This window comes from Streptomyces sp. NPDC111802 (genome assembly GCF_055634335.1).
Genome location: NZ_JBVKCZ010000026.1, coordinates 75,676 through 91,063, shown reverse-complemented (window position 1 = coordinate 91,063; position 15,388 = coordinate 75,676). Strand labels below are relative to the sequence as shown.

Below are 15,388 nucleotides of genomic sequence, written 5' to 3'. Positions count from 1 at the left end.
GGCGGAGTCGTTCTATGCGGCGGATCCGGAACCCCGGCGCAGGACGAGCGCCGCGTTGGAGCCCATGAGCCCCCGGCTGAGGACCAGGGCCGTACGCAGTTCGGCCGGGCGGGCCGTGGCGGTCACCAGGTCGATGTCGTGACAGATGTCGAAGACGCCCGGCGTCGGCGGTATCTGCCCGTGCTCCATGGCCTGCACCGCGGCCACGCTGTCCAGCAGGGGCGCCCCGCAGTACGACCGCCCGATGCCGGCCTTGGGTGCCGTGACCGGCACGCGGGTGCCGTGCGGGCCGAGGGCGTCGGCGAGGGCGAGGGCCTCGGCCCGGTCCGCCTCGGGCACGCCCATGGCGTCGGCGAAGACCACGTCGATCTCCTCCGGTGCGCAGCCGGCCTCGTCCAGGGCGCCGCGAATGGCCTGCGCGAGCCCCTCCCGTGACCGGTCCCAGCGCGAGGCGCCGGTGAAGGTGGCCGCGTGTCCGGCCACGGTGGCGCGGACCACCGCGTCCCGCCGCCGGGCCCGGTCCAGGTCCTCCACGACCAGCACGGCACCGCCCTCGGCGGGCACGAAGCCGCAGGCCGCCGAGGTGAAGGGGCGGTAGGCGCGGGCCGGGTCCGCCTCGGTGCTGAGCTCGGCGTAGCCGAGCTGGCAGACGCCCGAGTACGGGGCGAGCGGCGCCTCGGCCGCCCCGACCACGACCACGTCGGTCCCCCGGCGCACGGCACGGGAGGCGTGCGCGACGGCGTCCAGGCCGCCCGCCTCGTCGCTGGCCACCACCCCGCAGGGGCCCTTGAAGCCCTTGCGTATGGATATCTGGCCGGTGCTGGCCGCGTAGAACCACGCGATGGACTGGTAGGGCCCGACGAACCGGGAGCCCTCTCCCCACAGCTTCTGCAGTTCCCGCTGGCCGAACTCGCCGCCGCCGGACCCGGCCGCGGTGACGACTCCGACGGAGTACGGCGCGTCGACCCAGGCGGACTTGCTCAGTCCGGCGTCCGTCAGGGCGGCGTCGGCTGCGGCCAGCGCGAAGTGGGTGAACTTGTCGGTCTGGACGAGGAAGGTCTCCTCGATCAGCGCCGACGGGTCGAAGCCGCGGACCTCGCCCGCGACGCGGAGCGGCAGATGCTCGCAGCCCTCGCGGGTGACCCGGTCGAGGACGCTCGCGCCCTCCTTGACGTTCTTCCAGTAGGTGTCGGCGTGCAGGCCGTTGGGGGCGACCACACCGATGCCCGTGACGGCGGTGTGCCGGACGCGTGGACCACTCATCGTCGTCTCCTCCCACTCGGCCCCGTCAGGAGCACCGCGGACTGGAACCCGCCGAAGCCGCTGCCCACGGAGAGCACGTTGTCGAGCCGGCGGGAGCGAGCGGTGCGCGGTACGTAGTCCAGGTCGCACTCGGGGTCCGGGGTCTCGTAGTTCGCCGTCGGCGGCACCACCTGCCGGGCCAGCGCGAGCACACAGGCGACGACCTCGATCGCGCCGATCGCGCCGAGCGAGTGGCCCACCATGGACTTGATGGAGCTCATGGGCGTCTCGTAGGCGTGCGGGCCCAGCGACTTCTTGACGGCGGCGGTCTCGTGCCGGTCGTTCTGGCGGGTGCCCGAGCCGTGCGCGTTGACGTAGTCGATCTCCGTGGGGTCCACGCGCGCGTGGGCGAGGGCGTCGTCGATGGCGCGGGCCATCTCCAGGCCCTCGCTGGTCAGACCGGTCATGTGGTAGGCGTTGCCGAAGGTGGCGTAGCCGCTGATCTCGCAGTAGATGTGCGCGCCGCGCGCCCGGGCGTGCTCCAGCTCCTCCAGTACGAGGACGGCGGCACCCTCGCCCATCACGAAGCCGTCGCGGTGCGCGTCGAAGGGGCGGGAGGCGTGCTCCGGGTCGTCGTTGTTGGGCGATGTCGCCTTGATGGCGTCGAAGCAGGCCATGGTGATCGGGGAGATCGGGGAGTCGGACGCCCCGGCGAGACAGACGTCGGCGCGGCCCTCCTCGATGGTGTGGAAGGCGTAGCCCACGGCGTCGAGTCCGGAGGTGCAGCCGGTGGAGACGGTCTGCACCGGGCCCTGGGCGCCGAACCGTTCGGCGACGTCGGCCGCGAGTGTGCTGGGCGAGAACGCCCGGTGCAGCTGGGGCTCGGCGGCGTGGTGGTCGACGTCCCAGCGCCGACCGCGCTCGCTGACCAGGACGTAGTCGTGCTCGAGGCGGGTCGTGCCGCCCACCGCGCTGCCCAGGGACACGGCGACCCGCCAGGGATTCTCGGCGGCGAAGTCGACACCGCTGTCGGCCACGGCCTCCTGCGCGGCGACGAGCGCGAACTGTATGTACCGGTCGGCGCGTTCGACGACCTCGGCGTCCAGGCCGTGCGCGAGGGGGTCGAAGTCGCACTCGGCGGCTATCCGGGAGCGCAGGCCCTCGGGGTCGAACAGGGTGATGCCGCGGGTCGCCGTACGGCCGTTGGACAGCAGGTCCCAGAACGCCTGGGCCCCTGTCCCGCCGGGGGCGACCACACCTATGCCGGTCACCGCCACGCGCCGGGTCATGACAGCACCCCTGGGCGTTCCGGCTGCGCACCCTCCTCCTGGACCAGCGGGTACGGCTTGATGTCGTCGCTGATCTCCGGAGCCTCCGTGTCGACGTGGCCGAGGCTCGGCTTGGGCGCCAGCGGGCTCAGGTGGAAGACCATCCGGGCCTCCTCGTCACCGACGTTGCGGAAGCGGTGCCGCATGTCGATGGGGATCATGAGGCCCTGGTCGGCACGGAGGGGAAACGTTTCGCCATCCAGATCCACCTCCAGCCGGCCCTCGACGACGTACACGAACTCCTCGGAGTACGGGTGGTAGTGCTCGCTGATGCGTTCGCCGGGCCGCATGATGGCCAGGCCCATGAAGCCGCTCGTGGCGCCCACCGTGACAGGGGTGAGCAGGGTGCGCAGGTCGCCACCGCGCTTGCGGTTGGGCTCGATCTCGTTCAGGTCCACGACGCGCGGGCGCATCTTGTCCATGGTTCTGTCTCCAGGTCGGTCGGTGAGGTGGTGGTCCCTGCGCCGTCAGGACTGCGCAGCCCTGCGGTCGGTGATCAGCGCCATGTCGGCGTGCGCCAGGAGGCGGTTGGCGACCCGTTCGCCGGTGAGCCGTCCGGTGACGCCGAGCGCGGCGCCGTCGAGCAGCCGGGCCAGTACGGCGGCCTTCCTCGGGCCGTGGATGCCGAGCGCCATGACCGGGTCGGTCTCGGGATCGCCCTGTACGTCGATGAGACGGACGACGATGTCCTCGCGCTGGAAGACGGTGCTGCGGTGCACGGGGGACGCGGGGTCGGCCGCGGCTGCCTCGTCCTGCCGGGCGAGATGCCGGGCCAGCGCCATCCCGCAGCCCTCCTTGGCCGGGTAGTAGAGGGCGTGCCGCCGGATGTCGGACGGCTCCGGGCCGCCGCGCGCCACGTGGTGGACGGGCGGCATGGCGGCACGGATGAAGAAGGTCCGCGCGGACTCGGGGTCGGAGAGGTCGCGGTCCTGCTCCAGGTACGGGTTGATGGCCTCCTCGACGGCCCGCACCTCGGGCTGGCGTGAGACGTGGCGCAGGGCGGCCATCAGGTCGCCCTCCACCTCGACCGTGCGCACGACGCGGTTGCCGTGCATGAACAGGGTGGTGCGGCGCAGCCGCGTGGTGTCGTCGACGCGGGCCTCGGGCGGGGCGTAGCCGGCGAGGATCTCCGCGACCTTGGACTCGGAGCCGGGCTTCACGGTGAAGGTCAGGGCGTGGCGGATCACGCCGTCGCCCACCCGTACGGCCGACTGGAGCGCGCCGGCCCGGGGGCGGTCGCCGCCGGTTTCGCGGACCACGCCGTACCGCATCGAGCGGAGCTCACGGACGCAGTTCTGCAGCGGCCGGACCGTCTCGAGATGCTCTTCGCTGTTCACCCAGGCGAGGTACGGCGGGGCGGTCGCCCATTCGCTCGTGATGACCCACTGGGAGGGGTTCTCCACGGACTGGCACAACTGGTCACCGAGGTGACCGGGAACCGAGGCGACTCGGTCACGCATCTGCTCGTATGCGTCCAGGAACTCTTGCTGCGCGCCTTCGTGGAGGTCGACGAGCAGGAGGACGCGCATCCTGGAGCCGTCGAACGCCGACTGCGACGTGTAGGGCGAAGTGGTCATCCGGCAGACCCTTCCTTCGCGGGAGCAAGCGGCGGCCGTCCCTGTCCACCAGCGCGAACGCGGGTTTCGGCCCTGAGCCTTCATCGTGGGTCAGGGCCTTGGGCTCCGCGAGAAATGCGGGCCAATTGAGGGAACTGCCCGTCGGACAGGCCGGAATGCGCTCGCGCGAGCACAGCCGGAGGACGCGAAAGGCGCCCTCGCGGTCGAGGGCGCCTTCAAAGTCCCCGCTCCCCACGGGAACTTGCACTCCTACTGGGCGAGGTGCCGCTCCACTGTCTCCACCTTGGAGGTGAGCCCGTCCGTCACGCCGGGGCGGATGTCCGCCTTGAGCACCAGGGACACCCGCGGTGCCCGTGCCTCCACGGCGGCGACAGCGCGCTTGACGACATCCATGACCTCGTCCCAGCTGTCGCCCTCGATCGAGGTGAACATCGCGTCGGTGCGGTTGGGCAGGCCCGACTCGCGGACCACGCGGACGGCCTCGGCGACGTACTCCCCCACGTCCTCGCCGACACCGAGCGGCGTCACGGAAAAGGCGACGATCATGCGCCCACGATTCCTTCCTTGCGGGCCCGGGAGGCGATGACCGCGTCCTCGGCCTCGCGCTTGAGCTTGCGCTCGGCGAAGAAGCCGCCGGTCGGCAGGACGGAGAGGAGGAAGTAGAGCGCGGCGGTCTGCAGCGGCCACTTCGCGCGGTTCCAGGCGTCCGCCCAGAAGATCACGTACAGGACGAAGAGCACACCGTGGACCATGCCCATCACGGGCACCGCGTTGAAGTCCGTGGTCCGCTTCAGCACCGAGCAGACGAGCAGGAGCAGGAACGACACCGCCTCGGGGGCCGAGACGAGACGGAGGCGGCGGAGGGCGGTGGCGGTCTTGATGTCCACGGGTCACCTTCGGTGGGTTTCGGTGGGAGTGACGTCGGTCGGCTCGCTCAGCTTGTGAACCAAGGCACAAGCGTCCGTCCATTGTGGCAAACGCCGGGGGTGGGTGCGGCTCGGGGTCCCGTCAGGGGTGAAGTCCGTCTCTGGGATCTGTTGGCGGCAGGCACCGGCGGCTACCTTCGCTGCGTGGCGATGTTCCGACTCCAGGGCAGCAAGGTGCTCGCCGTCGACATGACCGGGGACGCCGTGAAGGCGAAGAACGGCTCGATGGTCGCGTACGACGGGCAGATGGCCTTCAAGAAGATGAGCGGCGGCGGTGAGGGCATCCGGGGCATGGTGACCCGGCGGCTCACCGGTGAGCAGATGACGGTGATGGAGGTGAAGGGGCACGGGACGTGCTGGTTCGCGGACCGCGCCTCCGAGATCAACCTGGTGAACCTCCAGGGCGACAAGCTCTACGTCGAGTCGAGCAACCTGCTCGCGACCGACGCCGGGCTGCGCACCGGCACGTCCTTCACGGGACTGCGCGGCGCCTCGCAGGGCAACGGCCTGTTCACGACCACCGTCGAGGGGCACGGACAGGCGGCGATCATGTCGGACGGCCCGGCCGTGGTGCTGCGGGTCAGCGGGCAGTATCCGCTGACGGTCGACCCGGGGGCGTATGTGGCCCACCAGGGGAACCTGCGGCAGTCCTTCCAGTCCGGTGTGACGTTCCGCACGCTGATGGGCGAGGGCGGCGGCGAGGCCTTCCAGATCCGGTTCGAGGGGGACGGCCTGGTGTACGTACAGCCGAGCGAGCGGAACACGATCGCGGGGGACGTGTGACATGACCTTCCGCGAGATCAACTCCAAGATGGTCGAGGCGACGGTCATGCCCGGCCAGAAGCTGTTCAGCCAGCGCGGCGCGATGCTCGCCTACAAGGGCGAGGTCTCCTTCACCCCGAACATGGCCGGCGGCCAGGGCGGGATCATGTCGATGATCGGCCGCCGGGTGGCCAACGAGGACACCCCGCTCATGACGGTCGAGGGCAGCGGCACCGTGCTCTTCGGGCACGGCGGCCACCACGTCCAGGTGATCAGCCTCGCCGGCGACACCCTCTGCGTCGAGGCGGACCGCCTCCTGGCCTTCGAGGGCACCCTCCAGCAGGGCACGATGTTCCTCGGCTCGCAGGGCGGGGTCATGGGCATGGTCCGGGGACAGATCAGCGGGCAGGGGCTGTTCACGACCACCCTGAAGGGGCACGGGGCCGTGGCGGTCATGGCCCACGGCGGCGTCTTCGAGATCCCGATCACCCCGCAGCGCCCCGTCCACGTCGACCCCCAGGCCTACGTCGCCCACCACGGCGACGTACGCAACAAGCTGTCCACCGCGCTCGGCTGGCGCGACATGGTGGGTCGCGGCTCCGGCGAGGCCTTCCAGCTGGAGCTCAGCGGCAACGGTGCCGTCTACGTCCAGGCGTCGGAGGAGAAGCTGTGAGCCACTACCCGGGCGCGGGTCCCACCGTGTACGACCCCATGACGCTGCCTTCCGACGACAACGTCAACTCCTACACCTTCTGCGTGGAGCTCAAGGGGAGCCAGTGGTTCCTGCAGAAGGGGAAGATGATCGCCTACTACGGCTCGATCGACTTCAACGGCATCGGGCACGGCCGACTCGACCGACTTGTCCGTACGTCCTTTCATTCGCCTCTGCACGCGAGCGACTGGGTCGTGGCGGAGGGCTCCGGCAAGATGCTGCTGGCAGACCGGGCATTCGACGTGAACTCGTACGACCTGGAAAACGGCAACCTGACCATTCGCTCCGGCAACCTGCTCGCTTTTCAGCCAAGTCTTGCCCTCAAGCAGTCGATCGTGCCGGGTTTTCTGACGCTGATCGGAACCGGAAAGTTCGTGGCCGCATCTAACGGTCCGGTGGTGTTCATGGAACCCCCGATCCGGGTGGACCCGCAGGCACTCGTCGGCTGGGCCGACTGCCCCTCCCCGTGCCATCACTACGACCATGGCTACATGACCGGCGTGATGGGCGGTCTACGTGCAGTGACGGGCCTGGGCGGGGCCTCCGGAGAGGAGCATCAGTTCGAGTTCGTCGGGGCCGGCGCCGTCCTGCTCCAGTCGACCGAGACCCTCATGGCGGAGCAGGCCAGGGGGGCGGTTCCGCCGGACGCCGGAGTGCCTGGTTCCGGAGGGTCGCACACAGGCCCTTCACAACCGGCCGGGGTACCGCGCCTTCCCGGACAGCTGGGAGACCTCCAGCGTCGCTTCGGGCTGTGAGCGGTAGTCTGCGGAGTGTGACATCGAACGTGTGCGCACACGGCTGGGTCACAGAAAACCCCTCACTAGTTCGCCTTTCAACTTCTTAGGTAGACTTCATTCATGGAGACCGAGACGGCCACACGCTGGCTGACCGATGCGGAGCAGTGCGCCTGGCGCACCCACTTGGAGGTCAACAGGCTGTTGACGTACCAGCTCGAGAAGGACTTGCAGCCGTTCGGCCTGACGATGAACGACTACGAGATCCTGGTGAACCTCTCCGAGTCGGAGGACGTACGGATGCGGATGAGCGATCTCGCAGCCGCCACCCTCCAGTCCAAAAGCCGCCTCTCCCACCAGATCACCCGGATGGAGAACGCGAACCTGGTCCGGCGTGAGAACTGCGAGTCCGACCGTCGCGGGCTGTTCGCGGTCCTCACCGACCACGGCATGGAGACGATGAGGAAGGTCGCGCCACACCATGTGGCGTCCGTGCGCAGGCACTTCATCGATCTGCTGTCCCCCGACGCCCTGACCGAGCTCGACAAGGCCCTCAAGCCGATCGCGGAGCACCTGCGCGGTCAGCGCGGCCGTCCGTGACCCCGGCGACCCCGGCGAACCCGGCAGCCTAGCGAGCCTGCGGCAGGCGGAGTTCGAACAGGGCTCCGCCCGCCGGTGCCCGGCCCACGGTGAGCGTGCCACCGTGCCGTACGGCCACGTCCCGCGCGATGGCCAGACCCAGACCCGCGCCACCGTCGTCGCGGCTACGGGCCTCGTCCAGCCGTACGAACCGCTCGAAGATCCGCTCCCGGTCCGCCTCGGCCACCCCGTCCCCGTCGTCGGCGACGGCCACGACGGCCCAGGCCCCCTCCTCCCGGACGGTCAGGGTGACCGCCGAACGGGCGTGCCGCTCGGCGTTGTCCAGCAGGTTGGTGAGCACCCGCCCGACCTGCCCCCGCGAGCCGACCACCGCCACGGCCTGCGCCCGAACCGTCACGTCCGCCCGCCCCTCGGCCTGCTTCCGGGCCAGCGCGCCCAGGTCGAACCGGGTGTCGCCGGGCCGCTCCCCCGCGTCCAGGCGGGCCAGCAGCAGCAGGTCGGAGGCGAGGTCCTGGAGTCGTACGGTGTCCTCCACGGCGCCGTCGAGGTCGAGCAGTTCGGGGTGCGCGGTGCCCACTTCCAGCTGGGTGCGCAAGGACGCGATCGGGCTGCGCAGCTCGTGCGAGGCGTCGGCGACGAACCGGCGCTGGCGTTCCACCGAGGTCTGCAGGGCGGCCAGCGTCTCGTTCGTGGTCAGCGCGAGGCGGGCGACCTCGTCGTGCGTGCCCGGCACCGGCACCCGGCGCGCGAGGTCCTCGGACGCGGTGATCGCGGCCATCTCGCTGCGGATGCCCTCGACCGGGCGCAGAGCACGCCGGGTGACCAGCCAGGTGACGCCGGCGACGACGGCGAGCAGCAGCGGGAAGCCGATCAGCATGACGGTGAGCGCGGTGCCCACGGCGCTCTGCTCGGCGTCCAGCGAACCTCCGGCGTAGACGGTGAGCTGCCCCCGGTCGCCGGCCTCCACCGGGACGGCGGCGAAGCGGTAGTCGGCGGTGTCGCCGTCGATCGTCGCGGAGCCGTTCGTGAACTCGGTTCCCTCGCCGATCTCGCCGGGTTGGTCCTGTTCTTCCTGCTCTTCATCCGTGCCGGCTGCGGCGCCCGTGCCGCCCGTCCGCGTCCGTGGCTTCACGGCGTCGGTGGCCGTGCCGCTGATCCGCTCCAGGTCGTCACTGGCCGCGACCAGCGTTCCGTCCTCGTCGACGACCTGGACGGGGCTTTCGTCGTCCAGGTCCAGCTGGTCGTGGGCCTTCCCGGCGGCGAGCTGGGCGACGACGTTCTGCGCCGTGCGTTCCGCCTCGTTGCCCGCCTGGTCGATCAGGTTGGACCGCAGCGACAGCAGCACCGCTGCCCCCGCCGCGAGCAGCGCCACGGCGACGACGAGGGTGGCGCCGAGCGTGGCCCGCGACCGGACCGACCCGAACAGCCTTCTCATCGCTCCTTCTCCAACCGGTACCCGGCGCCGCGCACCGTCCGGATGAGCCCGGCGCGCAGCTTGCGCCGCAGGGTGCTGATGTACACCTCGACGATGTTGGGATCACCCTCGTACGCGAAGTCCCAGACGTGGTCCAGGATCTCGGCCTTGGACACGACCTCGCCGGCCCGCGTCACGAGCTGCTCCAGGACGGCGAACTCCTTGGTGGTGAGCGTCACTTCACCGTCGCCGAGGAACACCCGGCGGGCGGCGGTGTCGACCTTGAGGTCGCCGTGGACGTGCACGGGAGAGGCACCGGCGCCCTGTCCGCCGCGCCGGAGCAGCGCCTTGACCCGGGCGACCAGGACGACGTACGAGAACGGCTTGGTGAGGTAGTCGTCGGCGCCGGTGTCCAGCCCCTCGGCCTCGTCGTACTCGCCGTCCTTGGCGGTGAGCATCAGGATCGGCACGTCGTGGCCGGCGGCGCGCAGGGCGGAGCAGACGCGGTAGCCGTTCATGCCGGGCAGCATGATGTCGAGGATCACGAGGTCGTACGACCCCTCCGAGGCCCGGTACAGCCCCTCACGGCCGTCGTGGACGACGTCCACGGCGTATCCCTCGGCCGTCAGCCCCTTGGCGAGCGACAGGGCCAGCCGCTTCTCGTCCTCCACGATCAAGAATCGAAAGGGGCGACGCGAAGCGTCTCGAGCAGGGTGGTGGTGGGCGACGGGCGGGCGCATGCGTACAGCCTGGCAAAGCGAAGCTGAAGATCTCTTCAGGGTCCTTCAGGTTCCTCTCAGCGTCGGTTCGGCAGATTGATCCGCGTCGAACGAAGTCGAAACGAAAACGACTCGGCACGAAAACGACCTGGGAGGAACCGGGATGAAGCGCAACATCGTCATCGCCACCGTCGCCGCAGCGGCCCTGATCGGGGGCGGTACCGTCGCGGCCTACGCGGCCGGTGGCGACGACAGCGCGCCCACGCAACGGCAGTCGAGCGTGAAGGTCGCCGACCACCGGGACGACGACGGCACCGAGGTCCGTTCGGAGGCCGCCCCCGCCAAGGTCACCGCCACCGACGCCATCGCGGCCGCGCTGCAGCACACGCCGGGCACGGCCGTCTCCGCCGACCTGGACGACGACGGTTCGGACACCTGGGAGGTGAGCGTCGTCAAGGGCGACGGCACCGACCAGGAGGTGCGGGTCTCCGCGAGCGACGGCAAGGTCCTCGGCGCCCAGCGCGACGACGATGACGACGCCCGCGAGGACCTCGCCGCGTTGAAGGGCACGAGCGTCGACGCCCGCGAGGCCGCCGAGACCGTGGCGGCGAAGGGCACCGTCACCGACGTCGACCTGGACGACGACGGCCCCGCCGCCTGGAGCGTGGAGACCACGAAGGGCGAGTGGAAGGTCGACCTCAAGACGGGCAAGGTCACCCAGGACCACGACGACCGCGACGGCGCCGGCGCCGACGACTGACGCCGGGCCGTCACACGAGGGGTACGGGAGATCCCGTACCCCTCTCGCGTCCCGCACCCGCACCCCGCGCCACGGCCACCGCCGTCAGCAGCAGCACCGCACCGGTCACCGCGAAGCACACCCCTGCCGGCAGCCATCCGGCCAGCACGCCGGCCGCGGCGGCACCGGCCGTACCGCCCGCGTTGACGGCCGTGTTGACCCAGGCCCCGGCCTGGACGCGGGCCTCGGGCGCGGCGGTCTCGTCGGCGATGAGGTACGCGGTGGTGATCAACGGGGACACGAAGACACCGGCGACCGCGACCGCCACGGCGAGGGTGCCCAGCCCCTGGGCCAGCCCGGCCCCGCACAGCGCCAGCCCCAGTCCGGCCGCCTGCGCCGACAGCCGCCGCCCGGTGGAGGCCCGCCACGCGACGGCACCGTTGAGCAGGCCGCCGACGGCGCTTCCGGCGGACAGGGCGGCCAGCACCCAGGCCGCGCTGCCACCGCCGTGGCCATGCCCCTCCGCGAAGGCCACGACCAGCAGATCGACCACGCCCAGCGCGAGCCCGACCCCGGCCGCGGCGATCACCGGCCGCCCGAGGCCGCGCAGCACCCGCCGCCCTGCTGCGGACGACCCCGCCTCGCGCCCACCGGCCGGCACCCCGCGCACGACGGGCGACGACACGAACCCGGCCGTCCCCGCCACCATCAGCCCCGCCCCGACGAGGACGCCGACCGCCGGTGGGGCGAACCCGACGAGCACGCCCACCAGCAACGGCCCCGAGACGAAGAGCAGTTCCTCCGCGACGGCGTCGAGACTGTAGGCCCGCTGCATCAGCGCCCGGTCCGGCGCCAGCCGCCCCCACACGGCCCGCATGGTGGGCCCGAGCGGCGGAGTACAGGTGCCTGCGGCGGCGGCCACGGCACCGAGGACGAACGCCGACGCGGCACCCGGCCGCCAGACGAGCACCGCCAGCAGTCCGAGCAGCGAGGTGTGTGCCGCGACCATCGGCACGAGCGCGCGCCGCGGCCCGTAACGGTCGATCAGAGCCGCCCGGGCGGGCGACAGGAAGACGCTGGTACCGGAGAACAGCGCCATGACGATGCCGGCCACCGCGTACGACCCGGAAGCCCGGGTCACGGCGAGCATCACCGACAGCGGGGCGACGCCGTACGAGAGCCTGCCGAGCAGGGCGGCGGCGAAGGTGCGGCGGGCATGGGGAATGCGGAGAACGGCGGCATACGAAGGCCGCACGACAGACGTGGAAGACACGGAAATTCCTCGACTCGAGGCGGAAAAGGGAACGCCTGATCGCCACGCCGGTCACGACCGAACGGCCGCACACCGTGCGCGGGCGAGACGTGCCCTACGCCAAGAGGAGGTACATGTGGGTCAACCTAGCAGCGGAGTCGCGGAGTTGACGACGCCGAAGACCCGGCAGCCAACCAGGCGAAGCCCCTCCCTGCCCGACTCCCTGAAGCGCCGACACCTGCGAGCCGCCCAGACCGCCCAGCCGGCCGCGCAAATCCCCCCCGCCGCACACGCTCCGAGCGCCTCGCTCAGGGTCGACCGCGTCGAGGACCACCGCCTCACCGGCGAGCCGCCTCCTCAAGGCGCTCCGCGCGAAGGGGGGTTCAGGCCCGTGTCAGCCCGGCCACCAGTTCGTCCGCCGCCCGATACGGATCCAGCTCCCCGGCGACGATCTTCTCCGCCAGTGCGCCGAGGCGGCGGTCGCCGTGGAGGTCGGCGATGCGTTCGCGCAGGGCCGTGACCGCGATGGTCTCCACCTCGCGGGCGGCGCGGGCGCGGCGGCGTTCCGACAGGACGCCCCGCTCCTCCATCCAGGCCCGGTGCTTCTCCAGGGCCTCCACCATCTCGTCGACGCCCTCGGCGCGGGCCGCGACCGTCTTGACGATCGGGGGGCGCCAGTCGCCGGGGCCACGGGACTCGCCGAGGCCGAGCATGTGGTTGAGCTCGCGGGCGGTGGCGTCGGCGCCGTCGCGGTCGGCCTTGTTGACGACGTAGACATCGCCGATCTCCAGGATGCCCGCCTTGGCCGCCTGGATGCCGTCGCCCATGCCGGGGGCGAGCAGCACGACCGACGTGTCGGCCTGGGAGGCGATCTCGACCTCCGACTGGCCGACGCCGACCGTCTCGACGAGGATCACGTCGCAGCCCGCCGCGTCCAGGACGCGGATCGCCTGCGGGGCGGCCCACGCGAGGCCGCCCAGATGGCCCCGGGTCGCCATCGAGCGGATGTAGACGCCGGGGTCGGAGGCGTGGTCCGACATCCGCACCCGGTCACCGAGCAGGGCACCGCCCGAGAAGGGCGAGGACGGGTCGACGGCCAGGACGCCGACCCGCCTGCCCTGCTTGCGGTACGCGGTGACCAGGGCGGAGGTGGACGTCGACTTGCCGACGCCCGGGGAGCCGGTCAGGCCCACCACATAGGCGTTGCCCGTGAGCGGGGCCAGCGCCGCCATGACCTCCCGCAGCTGCGGGGACGCCCCCTCCACCAGGGAGATCAGTCGGGCGACCGCCCGGGGCCGGCCCTCCCTCGCCTGGGCGACGAGTGTGGAGACGTCCTGCATCACAGCTCCGTTCCGAGAATCACGTGGATCCGAGAATCACGTAGCGACGGTTCAGGCCTTGGGTACCCGCACGATCAGCGCGTCACCCTGGCCGCCGCCACCGCACAGCGCGGCCGCGCCCACGCCGCCGCCCCGCCGCTTCAGCTCCAGGGCGAGGTGCAGGACGAGTCGCGCACCCGACATACCGATCGGGTGACCGAGGGCGATGGCTCCGCCGTTGACGTTCACCCTTTCCGTGGACACTCCGAGGTCCTTCATTGACTGCACCGCCACCGCGGCGAAGGCCTCGTTGATCTCGACCAGGTCGAGGTCGGAGACCTCCAGGCCCTCCTTCTTCAGGGCGTGCTGGATGGCGTTGGACGGCTGGGACTGCAGGGAGTTGTCCGGGCCCGCCACATTGCCGTGCGCGCCGATCTCGGCGATCCAGTCAAGGCCGAGCTCCTGCGCCTTGGCCTTGCTCATGACGACGACCGCGGCGGCGCCGTCCGAGATCTGGGAGCTCGAACCCGCCGTGATCGTGCCGTCCTTCGAGAACGCCGGACGCAGCTTGCCCAGCGACTCCGCCGTGGTGTCACCGCGGATGCCCTCGTCCTTGCTGAAGAGGACCGGGTCGCCCTTGCGCTGCGGGATCTCGATCGGGGTGATCTCCGCCTCGAAGATGCCGTTCTTCTGGGCGGCGGCCGCGCGCTGGTGGGACAGGGCGGCGATCTCGTCCTGCTCGGGGCGCAGGATGCCGAGGCGGGTGTTGTGCTTCTCCGTGGACTCGCCCATGGCGACGCCCTCGAAGGAGTCGGTCAGACCGTCGTACGCCATCGCGTCGATCATCTGCACCGCGCCGTACTTGAAGCCCTCACGGGACTTCGGCAGCAGGTGCGGGGCGTTGGTCATGGACTCCTGGCCGCCCGCGACGATCACGTCGAACTCGCCGGCGCGGATCAGCTGGTCCGCGAGCGCGATCGCGTCGAGGCCGGACAGACACACCTTGTTGATGGTGAGCGCCGGGACGTTCATCGGGATGCCGGCCTTGACCGCGGCCTGGCGCGCCGGGATCTGCCCTGCCCCGGCCTGGAGCACCTGGCCCATGATCACGTACTGCACCTGGTCGCCGCCGATCCCCGCACGGTCGAGGGCGGCCTTGATCGCGAAGCCGCCGAGGTCGGCTCCGGAGAAGGACTTGAGGGAGCCGAGGAGCCGTCCCATCGGGGTGCGAGCACCCGCGACGATCACGGAGGTCGTGCCGTTTGACGAAGACATGAGGTGCGATCCCCTTCCAGCTTGAGCAGCCGAGGAGTGAACGAGGGTTTACTTCGAATGTACTGAGTGGCACTCCGTGCCGTCACCGGCCCGTCAGTGTGATCGCGCGCACGTTGCGTAACCACCTCCGTGGCGCTCCACTGAACAACATGCTGACGCGAATCGACCACATCGGAATCGCCTGTTTCGATCTCGACAAGACCGTCGAGTTCTACCGGGCCACGTACGGCTTCGAGGTGTTCCACTCCGAGGTCAACGAGGAGCAGGGCGTCCGCGAGGCCATGCTCAAGATCAACGAAACCTCCGACGGCGGTGCCTCCTACCTGCAGCTTCTCGAGCCCACGCGCCCCGACTCGACCGTCGCCAAGTGGCTCGACAAGAACGGCGAGGGTGTCCACCACATCGCCTTCGGTACGGCGGATGTGGACGGGGACGCCGCCGACATCAAGGACAAGGGCGTACGCGTTCTGTACGAAGAGCCCCGGCGCGGCTCCATGGGGTCACGAATCACCTTCCTGCACCCGAAGGATTGCCATGGAGTACTGACAGAACTGGTCACTTCGGCACCTGTTGAGTCACCTGAGCACTGACCCTCGTACATATGGGCCGGTAGGGTTGGGGGCGGTCGCTCCTCCACTCGGGGTGGCCGCATGCCGGGGTCCGGGTTTCGGGGGGCGAGCGTCAGGGCAGCAAGCCCAGGCTCTGCCGTTGATCTGACACCATTCCCCGGGGGCCCCGTTCGGCGGACGGACGGAGCCCGTTTGGCCAGACTTGCGACCAGGGGACGGA

The 15,388-nt window shown here is 70.8% G+C and carries 17 protein-coding genes; 6 read left to right on the top strand and 11 right to left on the bottom strand.

The window, feature by feature from the left end; all coding sequences use genetic code 11:
* Positions 1-12: 12 nt before the first annotated feature.
* From ACZ7NC_RS27245 to ACZ7NC_RS27220, 6 genes are all read right to left on the bottom strand, one after another.
* Positions 13-1,263, bottom strand: a complete 1,251-nt coding sequence (locus ACZ7NC_RS27245) for a ketosynthase chain-length factor (RefSeq protein ID WP_471492063.1) — start codon at positions 1,261-1,263, stop codon at positions 13-15.
* Positions 1,260-2,531: a beta-ketoacyl-[acyl-carrier-protein] synthase family protein gene (locus ACZ7NC_RS27240; protein WP_471492061.1), complete on the bottom strand. Its 1,272-nt coding sequence runs from the start codon at positions 2,529-2,531 to the stop codon at positions 1,260-1,262. The genes ACZ7NC_RS27245 and ACZ7NC_RS27240 overlap by 4 nt, the downstream gene beginning before the upstream one ends.
* Complete coding sequence (locus ACZ7NC_RS27235) at positions 2,528-2,992, bottom strand: cupin domain-containing protein (RefSeq protein WP_471492059.1); 465 nt, start codon at positions 2,990-2,992, stop codon at positions 2,528-2,530. The genes ACZ7NC_RS27240 and ACZ7NC_RS27235 overlap by 4 nt, the downstream gene beginning before the upstream one ends.
* A gap of 45 nt (positions 2,993-3,037) precedes the next feature.
* Positions 3,038-4,147: a SchA/CurD-like domain-containing protein gene (locus ACZ7NC_RS27230; RefSeq protein WP_471492057.1), complete on the bottom strand. Its 1,110-nt coding sequence runs from the start codon at positions 4,145-4,147 to the stop codon at positions 3,038-3,040.
* Between the two features lie 249 nt (positions 4,148-4,396).
* Positions 4,397-4,693, bottom strand: a complete 297-nt coding sequence (locus tag ACZ7NC_RS27225; RefSeq protein WP_471492054.1) for an MTH1187 family thiamine-binding protein — start codon at positions 4,691-4,693, stop codon at positions 4,397-4,399.
* Positions 4,690-5,034 (bottom strand): DUF3817 domain-containing protein, encoded by a 345-nt coding sequence (locus ACZ7NC_RS27220; protein WP_471492052.1) that lies wholly within the window; start codon positions 5,032-5,034, stop codon positions 4,690-4,692. The genes ACZ7NC_RS27225 and ACZ7NC_RS27220 overlap by 4 nt, the downstream gene beginning before the upstream one ends.
* 189 nt (positions 5,035-5,223) lie before the next feature.
* On the opposite strand from ACZ7NC_RS27220, the gene ACZ7NC_RS27215 reads away from it, so the two are divergent.
* The 4 genes from ACZ7NC_RS27215 (at position 5,224) to ACZ7NC_RS27200 (ending at position 7,881) form a co-directional block, all read left to right on the top strand.
* Complete coding sequence (locus ACZ7NC_RS27215; RefSeq protein WP_471492138.1) at positions 5,224-5,856, top strand: AIM24 family protein; 633 nt, start codon at positions 5,224-5,226, stop codon at positions 5,854-5,856.
* Between the two features lies 1 nt (position 5,857).
* On the top strand, positions 5,858-6,508 hold the full coding sequence (locus ACZ7NC_RS27210) for an AIM24 family protein (protein WP_471492050.1): 651 nt from the start codon (positions 5,858-5,860) through the stop codon (positions 6,506-6,508).
* Positions 6,505-7,302: an AIM24 family protein gene (locus ACZ7NC_RS27205; protein ID WP_471492047.1), complete on the top strand. Its 798-nt coding sequence runs from the start codon at positions 6,505-6,507 to the stop codon at positions 7,300-7,302. The genes ACZ7NC_RS27210 and ACZ7NC_RS27205 overlap by 4 nt, the downstream gene beginning before the upstream one ends.
* A 102-nt stretch (positions 7,303-7,404) precedes the next feature.
* A complete protein-coding gene (locus tag ACZ7NC_RS27200) occupies positions 7,405-7,881 on the top strand; it encodes a MarR family winged helix-turn-helix transcriptional regulator (RefSeq protein WP_471492045.1) in 477 nt (158 codons plus the stop codon).
* Positions 7,882-7,909: 28 nt separating this feature from the next.
* Here ACZ7NC_RS27200 and ACZ7NC_RS27195 read toward each other — a convergent pair whose 3' ends face one another.
* Entirely contained in the window at positions 7,910-9,316 is a 1,407-nt protein-coding gene (locus ACZ7NC_RS27195; RefSeq protein WP_471492043.1) for a sensor histidine kinase, read from the bottom strand.
* Entirely contained in the window at positions 9,313-10,035 is a 723-nt protein-coding gene (locus tag ACZ7NC_RS27190) for a response regulator transcription factor (protein WP_471492042.1), read from the bottom strand. The genes ACZ7NC_RS27195 and ACZ7NC_RS27190 overlap by 4 nt, the downstream gene beginning before the upstream one ends.
* Before the next feature lie 142 nt (positions 10,036-10,177).
* On the opposite strand from ACZ7NC_RS27190, the gene ACZ7NC_RS27185 reads away from it, so the two are divergent.
* A complete protein-coding gene (locus ACZ7NC_RS27185; protein ID WP_471492040.1) occupies positions 10,178-10,774 on the top strand; it encodes a PepSY domain-containing protein in 597 nt (198 codons plus the stop codon).
* A 10-nt stretch (positions 10,775-10,784) separates the two neighbouring features.
* Here ACZ7NC_RS27185 and ACZ7NC_RS27180 read toward each other — a convergent pair whose 3' ends face one another.
* The 3 genes from ACZ7NC_RS27180 to ACZ7NC_RS27170 all read right to left on the bottom strand — a co-directional run bounded on the left by ACZ7NC_RS27180 (position 10,785) and on the right by ACZ7NC_RS27170 (position 14,599).
* Positions 10,785-12,026, bottom strand: coding sequence for an MFS transporter (locus tag ACZ7NC_RS27180; protein WP_471492039.1), 1,242 nt, complete (start codon positions 12,024-12,026; stop codon positions 10,785-10,787).
* A 362-nt stretch (positions 12,027-12,388) separates the two neighbouring features.
* On the bottom strand, positions 12,389-13,345 hold the full coding sequence (meaB, locus tag ACZ7NC_RS27175) for a methylmalonyl Co-A mutase-associated GTPase MeaB (RefSeq protein WP_471492037.1): 957 nt from the start codon (positions 13,343-13,345) through the stop codon (positions 12,389-12,391).
* A 51-nt stretch (positions 13,346-13,396) separates the two neighbouring features.
* The gene (locus tag ACZ7NC_RS27170) at positions 13,397-14,599 is read right to left on the bottom strand and encodes an acetyl-CoA C-acetyltransferase (protein WP_471492036.1); all 1,203 of its coding nucleotides are present in this window, start codon (positions 14,597-14,599) and stop codon (positions 13,397-13,399) included.
* A 149-nt stretch (positions 14,600-14,748) separates the two neighbouring features.
* On the opposite strand from ACZ7NC_RS27170, the gene mce reads away from it, so the two are divergent.
* Positions 14,749-15,189, top strand: coding sequence for a methylmalonyl-CoA epimerase (gene mce, locus ACZ7NC_RS27165; protein WP_093906564.1), 441 nt, complete (start codon positions 14,749-14,751; stop codon positions 15,187-15,189).
* Positions 15,190-15,388 lie beyond the last annotated feature (199 nt).

What these genes read in the sequence shown, in the direction of transcription:
- meaB (WP_471492037.1), bottom strand. Translation starts at nt 13,345, where the DNA reads ATGCAGGACGTCTCCACACTCGTCGCCCAGGCGAGGGAGGGCCGGCCC.
- ACZ7NC_RS27225 (WP_471492054.1), bottom strand. Translation starts at nt 4,693, where the DNA reads ATGATCGTCGCCTTTTCCGTGACGCCGCTCGGTGTCGGCGAGGACGTG.
- ACZ7NC_RS27195 (WP_471492043.1), bottom strand. Translation starts at nt 9,316, where the DNA reads ATGAGAAGGCTGTTCGGGTCGGTCCGGTCGCGGGCCACGCTCGGCGCC.
- mce (WP_093906564.1), top strand. Translation starts at nt 14,749, where the DNA reads ATGCTGACGCGAATCGACCACATCGGAATCGCCTGTTTCGATCTCGAC.
- ACZ7NC_RS27200 (WP_471492045.1), top strand. Translation starts at nt 7,405, where the DNA reads ATGGAGACCGAGACGGCCACACGCTGGCTGACCGATGCGGAGCAGTGC.
- ACZ7NC_RS27230 (WP_471492057.1), bottom strand. Translation starts at nt 4,147, where the DNA reads ATGACCACTTCGCCCTACACGTCGCAGTCGGCGTTCGACGGCTCCAGG.
- ACZ7NC_RS27215 (WP_471492138.1), top strand. Translation starts at nt 5,224, where the DNA reads ATGTTCCGACTCCAGGGCAGCAAGGTGCTCGCCGTCGACATGACCGGG.
- ACZ7NC_RS27170 (WP_471492036.1), bottom strand. Translation starts at nt 14,599, where the DNA reads ATGTCTTCGTCAAACGGCACGACCTCCGTGATCGTCGCGGGTGCTCGC.
- ACZ7NC_RS27245 (WP_471492063.1), bottom strand. Translation starts at nt 1,263, where the DNA reads ATGAGTGGTCCACGCGTCCGGCACACCGCCGTCACGGGCATCGGTGTG.
- ACZ7NC_RS27190 (WP_471492042.1), bottom strand. Translation starts at nt 10,035, where the DNA reads ATGCGCCCGCCCGTCGCCCACCACCACCCTGCTCGAGACGCTTCGCGT.
- ACZ7NC_RS27210 (WP_471492050.1), top strand. Translation starts at nt 5,858, where the DNA reads ATGACCTTCCGCGAGATCAACTCCAAGATGGTCGAGGCGACGGTCATG.
- ACZ7NC_RS27185 (WP_471492040.1), top strand. Translation starts at nt 10,178, where the DNA reads ATGAAGCGCAACATCGTCATCGCCACCGTCGCCGCAGCGGCCCTGATC.
- ACZ7NC_RS27235 (WP_471492059.1), bottom strand. Translation starts at nt 2,992, where the DNA reads ATGGACAAGATGCGCCCGCGCGTCGTGGACCTGAACGAGATCGAGCCC.
- ACZ7NC_RS27240 (WP_471492061.1), bottom strand. Translation starts at nt 2,531, where the DNA reads ATGACCCGGCGCGTGGCGGTGACCGGCATAGGTGTGGTCGCCCCCGGC.